Source organism: Labilithrix sp. (genome assembly GCA_019637155.1).
Taxonomy (GTDB): domain Bacteria; phylum Myxococcota_A; class Polyangia; order Polyangiales; family Polyangiaceae; genus Labilithrix.
In genome coordinates this window covers 1-15107 of the sequence record JAHBWE010000001.1, presented here as the reverse complement: position 1 = coordinate 15107, position 15107 = coordinate 1, and the positions used below count along the sequence as shown (strand labels likewise).

The 15107-nt window shown below is 67.5% G+C and carries 14 protein-coding genes; 7 read left to right on the top strand and 7 right to left on the bottom strand.

The features are described 5' to 3' along the window. The first annotated feature begins 6 nt into the window (after window positions 1–6). The 5 genes from KF837_00070 to KF837_00050 all read left to right on the top strand — a co-directional run bounded on the left by KF837_00070 (window position 7) and on the right by KF837_00050 (window position 6642). Window positions 7–1218: a serine/threonine protein kinase gene (locus KF837_00070; GenBank protein MBX3225667.1), complete on the top strand. Its 1212-nt coding sequence runs from the start codon at window positions 7–9 to the stop codon at window positions 1216–1218. 36 nt (window positions 1219–1254) lie between these two features. Further along, window positions 1255–1767: a BON domain-containing protein gene (locus KF837_00065; GenBank protein ID MBX3225666.1), complete on the top strand. Its 513-nt coding sequence runs from the start codon at window positions 1255–1257 to the stop codon at window positions 1765–1767. Window positions 1768–2250: 483 nt separating this feature from the next. Continuing rightward, window positions 2251–3135, top strand: coding sequence for a hypothetical protein (locus KF837_00060; protein ID MBX3225665.1), 885 nt, complete (start codon window positions 2251–2253; stop codon window positions 3133–3135). 565 nt (window positions 3136–3700) lie between these two features. Continuing rightward, window positions 3701–5476, top strand: coding sequence for a hypothetical protein (locus KF837_00055; GenBank protein MBX3225664.1), 1776 nt, complete (start codon window positions 3701–3703; stop codon window positions 5474–5476). A 341-nt stretch (window positions 5477–5817) separates the two neighbouring features. Continuing rightward, entirely contained in the window at window positions 5818–6642 is an 825-nt protein-coding gene (locus KF837_00050) for an SUMF1/EgtB/PvdO family nonheme iron enzyme (GenBank protein MBX3225663.1), read from the top strand. Between the two features lie 201 nt (window positions 6643–6843). Here the strand turns inward: KF837_00050 and KF837_00045 are convergent, their stop codons facing one another. From KF837_00045 to KF837_00025, 5 genes are all read right to left on the bottom strand, one after another. Next, window positions 6844–8337: an HTTM domain-containing protein gene (locus tag KF837_00045; GenBank protein MBX3225662.1), complete on the bottom strand. Its 1494-nt coding sequence runs from the start codon at window positions 8335–8337 to the stop codon at window positions 6844–6846. A gap of 1 nt (window position 8338) precedes the next feature. Further along, entirely contained in the window at window positions 8339–9445 is a 1107-nt protein-coding gene (locus KF837_00040; GenBank protein ID MBX3225661.1) for an imelysin family protein, read from the bottom strand. Next, entirely contained in the window at window positions 9445–10839 is a 1395-nt protein-coding gene (locus KF837_00035) for a thiol oxidoreductase (protein ID MBX3225660.1), read from the bottom strand. Before KF837_00035 ends, KF837_00040 begins: the two co-directional genes overlap by 1 nt. Beyond that, entirely contained in the window at window positions 10836–12038 is a 1203-nt protein-coding gene (locus KF837_00030) for an iron-regulated protein (protein ID MBX3225659.1), read from the bottom strand. Before KF837_00030 ends, KF837_00035 begins: the two co-directional genes overlap by 4 nt. 246 nt (window positions 12039–12284) lie before the next feature. Further along, window positions 12285–12647, bottom strand: a complete 363-nt coding sequence (locus KF837_00025; GenBank protein ID MBX3225658.1) for a hypothetical protein — start codon at window positions 12645–12647, stop codon at window positions 12285–12287. A 393-nt stretch (window positions 12648–13040) separates the two neighbouring features. Here KF837_00025 and KF837_00020 point away from each other — a divergent pair, with 393 nt between their 5' ends. Together KF837_00020 and KF837_00015 are read left to right on the top strand one after the other, a co-directional pair. Beyond that, the gene (locus KF837_00020) at window positions 13041–13247 is read left to right on the top strand and encodes a hypothetical protein (protein MBX3225657.1); all 207 of its coding nucleotides are present in this window, start codon (window positions 13041–13043) and stop codon (window positions 13245–13247) included. 21 nt (window positions 13248–13268) lie between these two features. Beyond that, a complete protein-coding gene (locus KF837_00015; protein ID MBX3225656.1) occupies window positions 13269–13739 on the top strand; it encodes a hemerythrin domain-containing protein in 471 nt (156 codons plus the stop codon). A 54-nt stretch (window positions 13740–13793) separates the two neighbouring features. Here the strand turns inward: KF837_00015 and KF837_00010 are convergent, their stop codons facing one another. Both KF837_00010 and KF837_00005 read right to left on the bottom strand, forming a co-directional pair. Then, complete coding sequence (locus KF837_00010; GenBank protein MBX3225655.1) at window positions 13794–14057, bottom strand: hypothetical protein; 264 nt, start codon at window positions 14055–14057, stop codon at window positions 13794–13796. Then, window positions 14054–15107: hypothetical protein (locus KF837_00005; GenBank protein ID MBX3225654.1), on the bottom strand; the 1054-nt coding region annotated here is incomplete at its 5' end. The genes KF837_00010 and KF837_00005, both read right to left, overlap by 4 nt.

Here is a 15107-nt window from a genome sequence, read left to right as displayed (position 1 = left end):
TCTCCGTTGGCCACCTGCGTCCAGTGCCAGACCGCGCTCGAGGACGGCACGCCGGTGTGCCCGGTCTGCCGGAGCCTCCAGCCGTCGCGGTCCGGACGCGGACAGCTGTCGAAGGGGGTCCAGATCGACCGCGGCTACGGGAAGATCGTGGTCGAGGACAAGGTCGGCTCCGGCGCGATGGGCACGGTGTACCGCGGCTGGCTCTTCTACGATCCGCGCGGTCCCCACTACGACAAGAGGCCCGTCCTCCTCGCGCTGAAGCAGCTCAACCCGCGCGCGATGGTGCAGCCCGAGCTCCGCGCGTTCTTCCAGAACGAGGCGGAGGCGCTCCGGCTCCTCGATCATCCGAACGTCGTCCGCTTCCACGACCTCTTCTCGTGGACGCCGACCGCGGTCGGGATGCAGACGCCCTCGCAGGCGATCGTGCCGCCCATCCTCGCGATGGAGTTCGTCGAGGGCGACACGCTCGAGGACGTGATCGCCCGCAACGTCGCGCGCGCGCAGCTCTCCTACGGCGCGCCGCCCGGTCTCCGCTTCGATCGCGCCTGGTACTACATGCAGCAGGCGCTCGGCGCGCTCGCGGCGGGGCACGCGCTCGGCATCGTGCACCGCGACGTGAAGCCGTCGAACATCCTCATCCGCCGCGACGGCGTCGTGAAGATGACGGACTACGGCATCGCGCACCTCGCGGAGCCGAAGCACGGCGAGCGCCCGCCTTCACCGCAGGAGCTCGCGCCCGGCACCGGCGCGTACATGTCGCCGGAGCAGGTGCTCGGCCGCCAGCTCGACGGGCGGAGCGATCTCTACTCCGCCGGTCTCGTGCTCTACGAGGCGGTCGCCGGCCGCCCGCCGTTCTTGCCGAGCGAGAAGAGCGAGTTCGCGCTGCGGATGGATCAGGTCGAGACGATACCTCCGCCGATCCGCGCGTTCGTCCCGCAAGCCGACGTCGCGGTCGAGCACTGCTTCTGGCGCGCGCTGCAGAAGGACCCCGCCCAGCGCTTCCAGAGCGCGATCGAGATGGGCGACGCCTTCCGCAGCGCGTTCGGCATCCCGAGCACGCCGGAGTGGCGCGCGCTCGGCGAGTACGCCGCCGTCGCGCGAGAGGGCTCCGCGCTCGAGCCCGAGCGCGCGCAGAAGCTCGCGACGCTCCGCCAGATCGTCGCCCAGGCCTACCGGACGCAGCCGCTCCCCGCGCGCCCCGCGCATCCGCCGCGCTGAACGAGCGGCACCGCGCTTGCTTCGCTCGCGAGCGTCATGTCCTCACGCCTCGTCATGGTCGTGCTCGCCGGCGCGCTCTTCGCGTGCGGCGGGACGGACGCCGACGTCAACCGGCGCGTATCGATCCGCCTGAATCGCGAGCCCACGCCCGCGGAGCAGCTCACCGTCACCACGCACAAGCGCGTCGTGCGCCTGAAGGGGGTCGTCCACAGCCAGGCCGAGCGCGAGCGGCTCGAACGTGCGGCGCGCGAAGTCGACGGTGTGGCAGGCGTGGAGAACCAGCTCGTCGTCGAGGCGCCGGTCGAGCTCACGGCCGGGACCTACCTCACGCACGATCCGGTCGACGCGCTCCTCCGCGACAACGTCCGCGCGCGGCTCGACGCGCAGGCGCTCGACGACATCGCGGTCGAGGTGAAGGACCACGTCATCACGTTGAAGGGGAAGGTCCCGCGCACCGTCCACGACGCGGCGCTGAAGATCGCGACCGAGGCGACGCAGGGCAGCGACGCGCGGGTGGAGGACGAGCTCGAGGTCCTCGAAGAGCCTTGAGGCCCCGAGCGTCCGCGTTCCCGTCGCGTCATGTTCGTTCTGCCCGGTCGTAGCGTCGACTCCCCGTCATTCGCTGCGCCGACGCGTCGCCGCCGGACGAGCAGGACGGGGGAGGCTCATCGCGCATCCGCAAGCGCGTAACGAAGACGCGATCGGCACGGTCGACGTCGTCCGCCGCCCGACCGGCTTCGATCTCACCTGACGTTCGACGTTCAACCCTTTGAGTCTCAGTGGGGCGTCGGCGCAAGTTTACCAGAGCTACCCCTTGACCGGTTTTCCCCGTTATGATTAGTTGGACGCTTCACATCTGGGGGGGGCAAAATGACGACGCGAGCTTCTCGCACGCATTGGTGGCAGATTCTATCGGCGCTGGCGACATTGCTTCTCGTTGTCGCGGCATGCTCGACGCCGGAAGCGGCTCCTTCGGAGCCTAGCGAGCCCGCCGTCCGGAGTTCCCTCACGACAGTGAGGCGCGACTTCACCATGCGGCTCCCGAAAGGAGCGGCAATCGTCGATCACGCTCTCGTCGCCACCGAGTTGCTCAGTCTCGGTGTCGAATCCACTGTAAAGGATCACGTGGGCGCCCCGGCGGGGATCGCGAACACCGGCAGTGCTAAAACGGAGCTCGGGGTTCGGGCGCTGGCCGGTACGCTCTCGAGCGTGGGGCAAGTTAGACTGGGAGTAAACTCGAGAATCCAGGGTGACCTGCTGACTAGAGTAGCTCCTCGTCTCGACGTCGGTGCGACAGTGAGCGGCTCTGTGAACACGCAGGCCGACATCGAACCGTTTCGTTCGATTGGCTGGTCGCTTCAAGCTGTGGTCGGTGGCGTCGATCAAAAAATACAGGGGAACACCTTTCTCGCTCCTGGGGCATACGGGGCTGTCGACGTCAAGCCTGGAGCTACGCTTCGCTTGAGCGCCGGAACCTACTTCGTTCGCACTCTACGGGTTGGACCCGGCGCGCGCCTCAGCGTTGACACGACGGCTGCTCCGGTCCTCGTCTACGCGACCAACGCGATCGATTGGAAAGGCGTACTCGATTTGACGGGAGCATCGAACCGTCTCCTCTTCGGACTTCTCGAGTCCGGCACGGTGGATGTCGGTTCGGCCGCTGCAGCGACAATCATCGCGCCACTCGGTCGCATCACCTTTGCTCCCGGTGCGACCTACCGGGGCTCGTTTTTCGCTCGTGAGATCGTGACACAGCCGCGCTCCAATCTGGTCTTCGAGCCTTTCGGCGCATGGGAGTACGTTTTCCCCCCCCACACCGATTCTCGACTGTGTCACTCGATTCACATCGAGTCACGCAAATGCACTATGGAGCTACGACAACCCGCTCAGCAGCTCGGTTTCGATCCCGGTAGGTGACCGAAATCACCTCGTTAATGCGGATGGCGCTCCGATAACACTCTTCGAGCCGGGCCTTAGAAAGCATGCGTTGCTGACGGTATTTCACGGCGCTTCGACATCGTGGACCCTCGGCGGCGTCACGGTAACTGCCGACGTGAATACTCGACGTTGCACTTCGGCCGACCTCCCGACCCCAGAAGTAGCCTTCGACTCTAGCTCCAACACGCGTGGTGGGGCTGGCCGTCCATGGCCTGGTCTCGCAGAAGCCTTCCCAACGGATAGAGTCTCTGGTGTTACGACGGCGCCGCTTCCACCAATATCCGCTACGTTCCCAGAACGCGCTCCCCCGGACGAGCGCAACACATTCCAGTTTACGATTACCGAGGCAAGCACCGACTACAGTCCGTCTTGTGAGTTCACATCCATCTTCGTCGAGGACGTCACAATCGGTGGGCGGAGCGCCGGAAGCAGTGAAGTGCTCAACTGTGCAACGGGAACTTGCACTGGTGACAACTGCAACTGCCATCGCAATTTCCCGTACTCGTTTAGCGAGGAAGTCGACCCGTCGTTGGATTCCGTCCGCGTGACTTTTACTTTCAGAAAGAGCGCACCTAGCTCGTGCGACCAGGATCCCCCACTTGCGGTCGATCTACTCTTCGACAACTACACTGGCGAATCGAACGGAAGCGTCACGACGCCGGATGGTACTCGGAACTTCACGAACGGGTTGAGCTGCATCGACCGCAATGGGAACCGTATTTGCTGGCATGTGCTACCAACCGGAAAGCCGCGGATCTGCACTGCGTTCAATGCTCAGTACGTCGATGGAATGACATCTTCCGCGCCAGGTACAACCGAGGACCTTGCTGTCACCGACGCGGTTCAACAGATACCCGCTAGTTTTGCGGTTGCGCAGCTGACCGCCTACCGGACAGCACGGCTCTCTTCGCAAGATTCGACGGAGCGCATTGTCGTCCTCGACCGTGAGGGTTGCGTTTCTCCGGAATTCACTCCGCCGCGACGATTCTGGACTCCAGCGAGCGGGATTGGAATAGGTCTTATTCTTAAATTGCGTACGACGCACTGTCTCGACCGAACAGGCGCGGATTGCGATATCGCGCCCGACGGATCCATGACGTCCGGACCGAGATTCCACGTTCAGGATCGCCAAGCGAATCCACCGTGGCTCTGCACGGCGCTCACGAATGCCGATTCCGGATCGTCGGTTTTTGACAATTGCGAAGTAAGCAATAGTTTTACAGGCTGGACTGGCGAAGTTCCTCCTCGCGTCGTTCGAATGGTGAATACGAGTCACTTTGCTGCCACACGTGTGGCGGGCATTGTAAGCACGATATTGAGACAAGAGGCAGATGCGCTGGACGGCAATGCCAGCGACTTGGGTATTGTGAGCTCGCTGACGGCGTCGACCCCGGTGACAATCAGGACGAATTCCGTCTGCTGCTTTGTTAGCATCCAGGAGGAAGAGGCCTGCCGTGTGAGTGATGCAACGCTCGAGGACTGCATCAACAGGGGGCTGTGCGACACGTGTACGACTTCAGCTGCTGGCGAAGTGCGCCTGCGCCCATCAACTCCCACGGCGCTCGACGATTCTGCGTGGAAATTTTCGGTGGCACACGAGATCGGCCATGCAGTCCAGTATCGTGGCATGGGGAGGATTGATCGTCCGTTTACCATCGGAGACCCGCCAAACCTCGTTCCGCCACCGGAATGCGCCTGCGATCACGTAGTTGGCACAAACTCCCTTCATTGTCTGCAATCGCTGGAAGACCCCAGTGCAGCTCAGAGCGAGGGGTTCCCGCAGTATTTTGCAAGTCGCGCCTTCAATCGCCCAAACGAGAGCGATTGCACATTCAAGTATTATAAGGATTTTCTCGACCGTACTTGTATGCCGGGTGTTCCCGCAGCCGCGTGCGAAGCGTATGGTGCGGGTCTATTTCGTACTGCTCCGCCATTTTCGGTCAGCTGTCTTGAACCTGCTCTTTGGCGAAACACGCATTGCTTCGACGATAGCGTGGGTGCCGATGACGTGGTTACCCGACTGAGTGTCGAGTACGACTGGATGAGCTTCTTCTATCGCGGATCCACACAAGAGACGGTAAAATTCTCAACCACAGATCTATTCCGGATCTACTTGTTGACTTGCGGAAGCAGTAGCTGCAACGGCAAGAATGTTGGCTGGGATTCGTGTGCGAATTGTGGGGCGGGCGGTGTTCCGTCGGGCGGTCTCGTGCAGGGGGCTCAGACATATTTCGATACGATTTTGCGTATTCCCGCGTTGACGACGACATTCAGTATCAACGGTGATATTCACGGCGTGAGCAGGTCGACTCAGCGATGAGTCGACCTGCTCTGGTACTGTTGGCCGTAGCGGGGGTCGGGTTTTGTGGCTTTGTCGTGCATGCATGCGCAGAGGCCAACGAGAGCGGTCCAGAACGGGCGCCCAGTTCTAGCTCGGCGCCGGTCGATGTCACGAGCGCGAGGCCAGTGGTGGACGCGGCAGACGATCGAGCCGCAACCTCGACGAGCACCTGTGCGAGCTCGCCTAGCTTGGGAGCGTGGACGCCCCCCACCTCGATTGGCGCTCAGGATCGAACTCTCGATGGGTTTCAGTGTCGCCACCCTGCAGTTGCGGCCGCGTGCTCGGGGGGCTGGTGCCGCATACCGGCGGGCTGCTTCGTGATGGGCTCACCGGCGAGCGAGTGGGGGCGCGGGGCTTACAGCGAAGACGAAGTGGCGATGATCCTCACGCACGACTTCTTGATTGGACAGAACGAGCTGACGCAACGCGAATGGGTCGCGCTTGGGTATCCCAACCCGAGCGGTCCATACTTCGACGCGGGGATCGGCGATTGCACGGACAATTTCGACTGTCCGGTCGGAGGTGTCACCTGGTATGAAGCGCTGGCCTACGCTAACGCGCTGTCGGACAGGGATGCATTGCCGCGTTGCTACGAGCTTGCGAGTTGTACCGGGAAGGTTGGCGAAGGCTTCCGCTGCGAGAGTGCGACGCTGACCGCGACCTCACTCTACGAATGTCGCGGGTACCGCCTGCCTACCGAGGTCGAGTGGGAGTACGCCGCGAGGGCAGGTACCCGGACGGCCTTCTTCTCCGGCGAGATCACTTCGCAAGGGCAGCAGTACAATGAATGCTGTCGGGACGAGGCGCTCGAGCCGGTGGCCTGGTACTGCGCGAACTCCGGCGGGCACACGCATCCCGTCGGTTCAAAGGCGCCGAACGCGTGGGGACTCTTCGACGTCCTCGGCAACGTCTCGGAATGGGTGAACGATCCCCCGACGGGAGGCACCGTGCCGGGTCCGCTCACCGACTACGGTGGCGACCTACCGGCGCGTCCGTCCAGCCTGACGCGTGGCGGGAACTTCATGCAATGGGCGGTCGCTCTTCGACTCGCCAGCGGCGCGCTCTCCTACCCGCGTGGAGAACGGCGGACCGGGCTTGGGGTGGGGTTTCGCCTCGTCCGTAGCTTGCCCATCCGCGACGAGTAGACGAGAAGCCATCGCGAAGGTACCTTGCCACTGTGTCGCGAAAGACGACACAGTGGCGAGGCTCGTAACCGTCCGAGAATGGAGCCCGTTGGGGGGATCTCGCTCATGCTGAATACGTTCGACTGACCGCCCTCGCGCTGCCGGACATGATGCTCTCGCTCTGCGATACCTTCGTCGTGCAGCCGTGGATTTCGAGACGAGCTAGCCGTCGTTCGGCGGCGGAAGACTATCGCGACGACGAGGACGACGACGGCCACCATGTTCCACGGCGCATCGCTCGTGCCGCCCCCTCGACGAGCAGCCTGCCGCCGGCGTCTTGGCCGGCTGCGCGCCCTCCCTCGTCTCCGCCGGAGAGACCACCTTGGCCTCGACCACGTCCTCGTCCCCTGCCGTCGTCGGTGAAGGCGCCGAGGGAGCGGGCAAGATCCGCGGCGGCTCCGCGGCGAGGTCGACCTCGGGATCGAGGAGGCGCGCGGACGGGCGGCCGTTGAGCGTCACGAAGACGTCGGCGGTGACGCGCGGTCTCCGCTCGCCGCGGCGCTCGGCCTCGTCCGCGATCGTCCGCGCGAAGCTCGCGACGAGGTCCGGCTGCGTCGACATCATCTTCACCTGGAGCGGCGTGAGGTAGTCGCGCGCGCGGACCTCGCGCTTCGCGCCGCTCACGGGATCGTGCGCGGTGAGCTCGGCGAGGCCGGCCTTCTCGATGAGCATCACGCGCCACGAGAAGCGATAGCCCTCCTCCGTCCACAGCACGTTGCCGGGATAGAGGTGGCTCCGGAGCGGGTAGAGAAACTGGAACGCGGCGTAGGCGGCCGCGAGCGGGAGCGACCAGCGAGGAACCTGCGCGACGCCGCCGCGGAGGCGCACGAAGCGGCGCGGCCACGACGGCTCGAAGAACACGAGCGTCAGCGCGATCATCACCCACGGGAACATCCCGATCTGGAAGAGGCGCGACGTGACGAGGTGGAAGACGATGACGGCGCCGTACGCGAACGGCCGCGTGCGCTTCACGAGGAGCAGGAACGGGATCGACAGGTCGAACGCCGCGCCGAGCCAGCTCATGATCCACGCCGTCTCGTCGACGCGAAGGAGCGGCCCCAGCACCGGGAAGTCGCCCGCGCCGGCGAGCCAGATCCGGAGCGGCATCGCGCGGACGAGCCAGTCCGCTTGGAGCTTCCCGACCCCGCCGTAGAAGTAGACGAGCCCGATCTGGAAGCGCACGAGCCAGAGCATCCAGCGCGGGAGCTTCGCGTGACCGGCCCCGAGCGGGAGCACCGTCGCGATCCCGAGCAAGAGGCTCACGAGGTAGTAGTGGTTCAGGTAGTTCGTGACGTCGCACGCGTGCGCGTACGTGAAGGCGAGGAACGCGATCGCGCCGCTGACGCGGGTGCGCACGCCGAGCGCGAGGCCGGCGCCGGCGAGCGCGAGGACGATGTAGACTGCATACATCCCGTCCCCGGGGAGCGGGCGGACGAACGAGAGGCCGTCGTACGGAAAGAAGTGGGTCGGGACGACGAACTGATCGTGGATCGCGCCCTTGGCCCACTGCCGGATCGCGGAGGCGGCGACGAGCGCGCCGAGGAGGAACCGGAACGCGACGAGCGACGCGGCGTCGACGGGCTCCCACGCGCGCGCGAGCACGCGTGTCCTCGCGACGGCGCCGAGCGGCGCGGGACGCGAGAGCGCCGCCGCCATCTCAGTCGCCGTCCGTCACCGCGAAGCCGACGCTGGTCCCGAGCGCGCCCGCGACGTCGATCGCGAGCGCGCGCTTCACCTCGCGGCACGCGACGTGCGCGGCGATGACGGGATCGCGCCGGTCGACGACGGCGGTGCGGAGCGGGCCCGGCACCGCGGTCACCGCCGCCTTTGCCTGCACGAGCGCGTCGCGCAAGCGCGCGTCGGCGCTCGGGTTGCGATCGGCGACCGCGTCCGCGAGCGGCAGCCCTTGCGCGGCGCCGCGGCGGCCGAAGTACACCGCCTCGATCCCGGCGAGCGCGGCGAGGATGTCGTCGAGCGACGCGTCCGCGCGCGGCGACTCGATCAGCTCCGGCCGCGCCACGTTGGGCGTGACGTCGAGGCCGAGCGGCTTCGCGAGCCGGAGCGCGATGATGATCTCCGCGGCGGAGACGAGCGCGTTCACGACCGCGTCGATCCCCTGGTGCTCGGCGGTGTAGATCGTGCTCCCGCGTCCGGCCTTCGCGAGCTGATCGCCGAAGCCGGCCGGGGACCACGCGTCGCGCACGGCGGTGACCTTCGCCGTGAGGTCGGCGGCGACGACGGTGGCGAGGGTCCCGCGCCGGCTCCCGGCGTCGCCGAACGCGCCGAGCATCACGACGTCGTCGCGCGCCGGATCGAAGAGGAGCACCTCGACCGCGCCGAAGCCGCGCTCGTTCGCGCCGAGCTTCGCGATCGTGGCCGCGTCGATCGTGGAGCCGTCGCTGATCCGCTTCTCGAGCTTCACCGCGTCGCCGGCGGTGTCGATCGCCCCCGCCGTGATCGCGAGGTCGTCGGCGGGGCCGAAGAGGAACGCGTCGGTGAACTTCCACGTCGCGCGCGCCTTGCGCCACGCCGCGCGCGCGGCCGCGAGCGACTCCGCGGTCGGAGCGTCCCGGAGCGCGATCGCCCTAGCCTCGAGCGCCCTCACGTCGGTGACGGCGTCGTCGTACGCGGGGCGGACTATGTTGGTCGTCAGATCGGAGAGGATCTTCCCGCGATCGGGCGGCTCGGGCCCGCTGTCCTTACGGCAGCCGAGGAGCGAGAGACCGAGGAGAGCGACGACGTGACGGCGAGAGAGGTGCATCATCAAAGGGATCCGAGGAAGGCGACGAGCGCGTCGCGGTCGGTCTTGGGCATGGCGACGAAGGCGTCGCGCGCCGCCGCCGCCTCGCCGCCGTGCCAGAGGATCGCCTCCGCGAAGCCGCGCGCGCGCCCGTCGTGGAGGAAGAACGTGTGTCGGTTCACGTGCTCGACGAGCCCGATACCCCAGAGCGGAGGGGTGCGCCACTCGACGCCGCTCGCCTCGAAGTCGGGGCGGCCGTCGGCGAGGTCGGGCCCCATGTCGTGGAGGAGGAGGTCGCTGAACGGATGGAGCTCCTGGCGCGCGAGCTCGGGGATCTCGAACGCGTCGCCGGTGCGGATCGTCGGGAGGTGGCACGTGGAGCAGCGCGCGGCGTCGAACATGGCGCGCCCGCGCCGGACCGCGTCGGCCATCGGCTTGCGGCGCGCGGGCACGCCGAGCGTGCGGACGTAGAAGTCGACCTGCGCGCGGAGGTCCTCGCGCAGCTGCGGGAAGGGTCCGGTCGGAGCGGCGGCGCACGCGGACTGCGCGCCGCTGCAGATCTCCGCCGCGAACACGGTCGACGTGATCCCCATGTCGTTCACGAACGCGGCCGCGTCCTGCTGCGGGATCGTCGCCGCGTTCGCCTTCCAGCCGAAGCGGCCGATCGTGGCGCGCTGCGCGATCGGGTCCCAGACGTGGTTGGCGCGCCCCGAGATCCCGTCGCGATCGCGATCGTCGGGATCGGCGAGCGCCTCGAGCGTGGCCGCGGGGATCGCCTCGAGGAGCCCCATCCCGACGATGCTCGGCGCGGTGCGCGGCGAGAGCATCACGCCGGGGGCGAGGGCTCCGTAGCCGAGCTCCTCGATCGTGTACGTCGGGACGCGCAGCGAGTACGCCTCGCCGTCCGCGTACGCGCCGGCGCGCTCGACGTAGGTGACGCGGGGCTTCCCTTCCTTCGCGACGCCGTGGACCGCGTCCTGCTGGAGCTGCTCGCCATAGACGGGATCGGGGATCGGCTCGCCGTGCGGGCCCGCGCCGGGGACGGAGAGGCGGACGAGGATCGACACGAAGTCCTCGTCCGGCTTCGTCGGCGGGCGGCCGCGACCGTCCTTGAAGTGGCAGGACGAGCAGTTGCCGGCGTTGAAGAGCGGACCGAGCCCGTCGAAGTCGGAGACGGACGCGGGGGCGGTGACCCAGCTCCGGCTGAAGATGGCGTTGCCGAGGAAGAACTCGTCGCGCCCGGGACCGTCGAGGTTGCCGACGGGGCGGCTGAACGCGTCGCGCGTGGTGTCGAAGACGGTGCCCGCCCCAGCGCTGAGCTCGGTGTCGGGGGTGAGCTGAGCCGGCTCCGCGTCGTCGGCGCCGCTGCACGCTGCTGCGAGCAGGGCGACCGAGAGGACGCGGGCCGCAGGGCTCACAGCTCGGCGTCCGGCCCGGACGGTTCCTCGATGTCGTCGCCGGTGAACGAGATGCCGAGCTTCGCGCCGACCTCGGGGATGTCCTTCGCGATCGTCTTCGTCGCCTCGATCGCCGTGAGCACGGCCTTGCGCGCGGGGGCGTCGTCGTCGGACATGATCGCGGAGTCGAAGGGCTCGGCCTGGATCGCGTCGAAGGCGGCCTCGGCCGCGGCGAGGTCGCTCTTCACCTTCGTGTCGAGGGCGGCGTCCACTGCGGCGACGAGCGTAGTGATGCCCGGGCCCGAGCGCGAGGCGTACGTGCCGAGGTACACGTTCTTGATGCCGAGGAAGTTGCCGCGGAGGTCGGCGGCGGTGGTGTCGCTGAAGCAGGAGTGCTCGTCCTCCTGGCTCTTGAGCTTGTAGGCCACGGTCATGCGCTCGCCGGCGAGCTCGCCGTTCGCCATCGAGCCGATGCCGCGGAGCATGTCCTTGATCGCGACCTTCGGGTCGGCGGCGAAGGTCTTGGCGTAGTTCTCGGCGCCGGGGGCCCACGCGTCGACGAGGGACTGGAGGTCGTCGATGAGGAGGTCGGTGACGAGCGTGAGGTACGTCTTCCGGCGCTCGGCGTTCTTCTCGGTCGTGTAGTCGGTGAACGGCCGCGCGCCCGGCTTCTTCTCGGAGGGCTCGGTGGTGTCCTGGCCCCAGAGCAGGAACTCGATCGCGTGGTATCCGGTCGCGACGTTCGCCTCGTTGTCGCCCTCGGAGTTCTTGCCGATGATCGACTCACGCGTGAGCTCGAACGCGGCGTCGTTGATGATGCCCGAGTCCGGCGTCTCGACCGTGTAGTCGATGAAGCTCTCGTCGAGCGGCCACGCGTTGAGCTGCCCCTCGGGCCCGTCTTCTTCGTTGTCGATCGGCCCGGAGTAGAAGCGGTACGCCTCGCTCGGCCCGTAGGGCAGGCGCGCGGCGATCCACGCCTTCTTCGCCGCCTCGAGCGTCTCCTCCGACGGCGCCGCGACGAACGCATCGATCGCGGTCTTCATCGCCTTCGCGCTCTCGAGGCAATCCGTGTAGTTCGCATGCACGTTGCCGGCGTAGTTGGCGACGACGGGCGCCGCGTCCTTCAGCGGATCGCCGACGACCCCACCCGGCGGGGGCGTCGTGCTGGTGTCGTCATCACCGCACGCTCCCAGACACACCACCACCGCCCCGAGAACCAAGAGAGATCGTCCAAAGCTTCGCATCATCGTCCTCGCCTTCTAGCATTTTTGAAAATGGTTTTCAATTTCACTAACCATGCACCCGCGCGCAGGTTTCGGCGGCCGTCGCGGCCCCGCGAGCGCCAAAGCGCTGCCATCACCGCCAATCCCTTGTCCGCCGTGATGCTCGCGCATGGAGGCGGGCGCAACGACGCGCTCACGCGTGCGCGTGGAAGACGATGCGGCATTCATAGGTGCGTGGTGCGATCACGCATGCGCGCGGGCGGTGACGAGGCCGTGGACGAACGTGGACTCGACCCATGCGACTTCGGCGGCGGAGGGGAGCTTCACGTCGTGCTCGGCGGCGAGCGCGAGGGCGAGCGAGCTCCAGGTCTCGCGGCGGGCCTTCCATGTCTGGAGCGGGAAGGCCTCCCACGCCCCCATCGTCAGCCGCGACGGGGTGAGGATCGAGATGCGCGTCTCTGGATGCCAGAGCTGGACATGCCAGAGGCCACGCGGGACGAAGTACTCGAACATGCGGCCGGTCGCGACGCGGACCTGCCACTCGCCGAGGGCATAGGCCTCCTCTCGATCGCGCGGATCATGAGGAGGAGGCGGCCACGCAGACACGGCGGCCGAAGCAGACGAGCACGGGACCACGGACGACAGCGCCGACGAGGACGCAGGGAACGACACGGACATCGCTTGACAACACCTCCTCCTTGTTCTTTATTGAAAACGACTTTCAATATCAACCAGAGACTTCAACCCCACGAATCGACCCAAGCCGGGCCGGAGACACCAAGACTCAACCGCACCACCACCCCAATGGGGTCGAGCGACGACAGGCCAACGCGACGACCAAGCCGACGCGACGACCAAGGCCGAAGCAACGAGGCTCGAAGCAACGACCCGCAAGAAAGGCCGGGGCGCGTGAGTGCGAATTTGCAGCAGAAGGAGGTCGTCATGGCGAGGACTGCACGAGGGATACGAGCGCGGACGAATGGGCGCGGGGATGGGCGGGTGTCGGCGCGGGCGTCGGTGGCGCTCGGGGTCGTTGGGCTCGTTGCGTTTCCGCTGACCGGGGCCGCGCTCGTCGCGCGCCTCGTGGAACCCCTCGTCTTCGTGGCGCTGTCCATGCTTGCGCTCGTGCTGTTCGGCGGGGCGACGCTCGCGCTCCATGGCCAGGACCACGACCGCGGACCTGACGACTTCTTGACCCGTCATTGAACCTCCATATCTTCTGAGGGCGTGGGTACCCCGCCACTTCAGGAGCTCGCTCACGACCATCGCGAGCTTTCGGGTCTCCTCGTCGCCGTGCATGAGGCCCTCACGCGCGTCGAACGAGGGGCGTCGCGCCTCGACGACGAGCTGCACGAGCTCACCGACGGCATCGAGGCCTTCCGCGAAGCCCTCCTCGACCACTTCGCGCGCGAACAAGAAGGCGTCCTCCCCTGGATCGCGAGCCGCTCCGCCGCCTCGAGCGCGCGCGTCGACGAGCTCATCGCCCAGCACGACCGCATCGCCGAGACCCTCACCGCCGTCGTGAAAGACCTCGGCAGCTTCGAGCTCGCGACCTGGAGCGCCGCCCTCGCCCGCTTCGAAACCCTCTACGCCGAGCACACCCAGTCCGAAACGGCCTTCTTCGCCGAGGTCGCTGCCTCCCTCGCCGACGATCCCGCCGCGACCTCACAGCTCCGCGAGCTCCTCGCCGAGCGATGAGGACGGAAGCGACGGAAGCGACAGAAGCAACGAGCAACCGAAGCGAGCGAAGAGTCAGCCGTGGTCCGCGAGCGCCGCGACGCCCGCGGCGGTGATGCGGTACACGAGCGCCGTCGCCCCCATCGCCCGCTCGTCCTCCTCGCCGTCCGGCGCTTCGCCGTACTCGCCCAGCGCCTCCACCAGACCGAGCTCGCAGAGGCGCGTCATCGGCTCGAGATCGTCGCCGGTCAGCTCGCCGCCCGCGAGGCCGCCGTGGTCCTCGTCGGAGAGCCGCACCTCGCGCAGGAGCGCGACCTCCGCCGACGAGAGCGCGCTCAAATCGGCGGGAGCTTCGCGCGGAGCTCGCCCGCCTCGCGCTGCGCTTCGGCGTGGTCCGGGTTCGACGAGAGGAGCTCCTCGAAGTCGTGCATCGCGTCGTGGAGGCGGTTCTTCCGCACGAGGAGCTTCGCGCGATAGAACAACGCGCGCTCGTTCGAGTCCTCGATGAGGACCTTCGACATCACGCGGATCGCGTCGTCGATCGCCTGCGCCGCCCCGCTCTGCGCGCGGATCCACGCGAGGAGCGTGCGGTAGTTCGCCTCCGCCGGATCGCCCGCGACCGCCTTCGCCGCGCTCGCCTCCGCGGCGGCGAGGTCGCCGCGCGCGAGGGCGTCCTCCGCGGTCTGGAAGTGCGTCATCGCCTCGAGCGCCGCCTCCGCGTCGGCGAGCCCCGCCTCGCCGATGTCGACCGCGCGCTGGGTCATCTCGTCCGGCTCTTCCCCGATCGCGATGCGACCGGTCGCGGCCTGCTCCGCGTCCTCCTCGACCCGGATCGAGGGCACGAGATCGGGCGGCGCCGGCGCGACCCCCTTCATCGTCTGCGGCGCCTTCACCGTCCCCGCGCGCGGGTTCGCGCCCGTCGCGCGCTTCTGGCTGCTCGTCGGGTTCGGCGTCGGCGCCGGCTGCGGGGCCGAGCCAGGCTTCGGCGTCGGCACCGGAGGCGCAACCTGCTGGTTGCCCACGCTCCCGCGCGAGGGTTTGGGCGGCGGGAGGTTTCCGGGGTTGGTCTTGCGGAGCGCGGGCGGCGGCATCGGCGGCGGAACGCCCGGCCGCTTGCCCGCCATCAGCTCCTTGATCGCCTGCGGCGAGGTCTTGGCGATCATCGTCTTCGCGTCGTCGCTCGCTGGCGCGGCCGAGAGCCGCTCGGACGGCGGCATCGTCTCACCCTCGTGCGGGTTCGGACCGACCTGACGCACCGCCGGCATCTTGCGCTGCGACGGCGGCGGAGGCGGCGGCGCGCCGGGCGCCTGGTTCGGGCCCACCCCCGTCATCGTCTTCTTCTGGACCTGACGGATCTGCGGGGCGTTGCGCGCGGACGGAGCCCCGCCG

Excerpts from the sequence above, each read along its gene's own strand:
- KF837_00060 (MBX3225665.1), top strand. The coding sequence starts at position 2,251 with ATGCGGCTCCCGAAAGGAGCGGCAATCGTCGATCACGCTCTCGTCGCC.
- KF837_00050 (MBX3225663.1), top strand. The coding sequence starts at position 5,818 with ATGGGCTCACCGGCGAGCGAGTGGGGGCGCGGGGCTTACAGCGAAGAC.
- KF837_00065 (MBX3225666.1), top strand. The coding sequence starts at position 1,255 with ATGTCCTCACGCCTCGTCATGGTCGTGCTCGCCGGCGCGCTCTTCGCG.
- KF837_00040 (MBX3225661.1), bottom strand. The coding sequence starts at position 9,445 with ATGATGCACCTCTCTCGCCGTCACGTCGTCGCTCTCCTCGGTCTCTCG.
- KF837_00045 (MBX3225662.1), bottom strand. The coding sequence starts at position 8,337 with ATGGCGGCGGCGCTCTCGCGTCCCGCGCCGCTCGGCGCCGTCGCGAGG.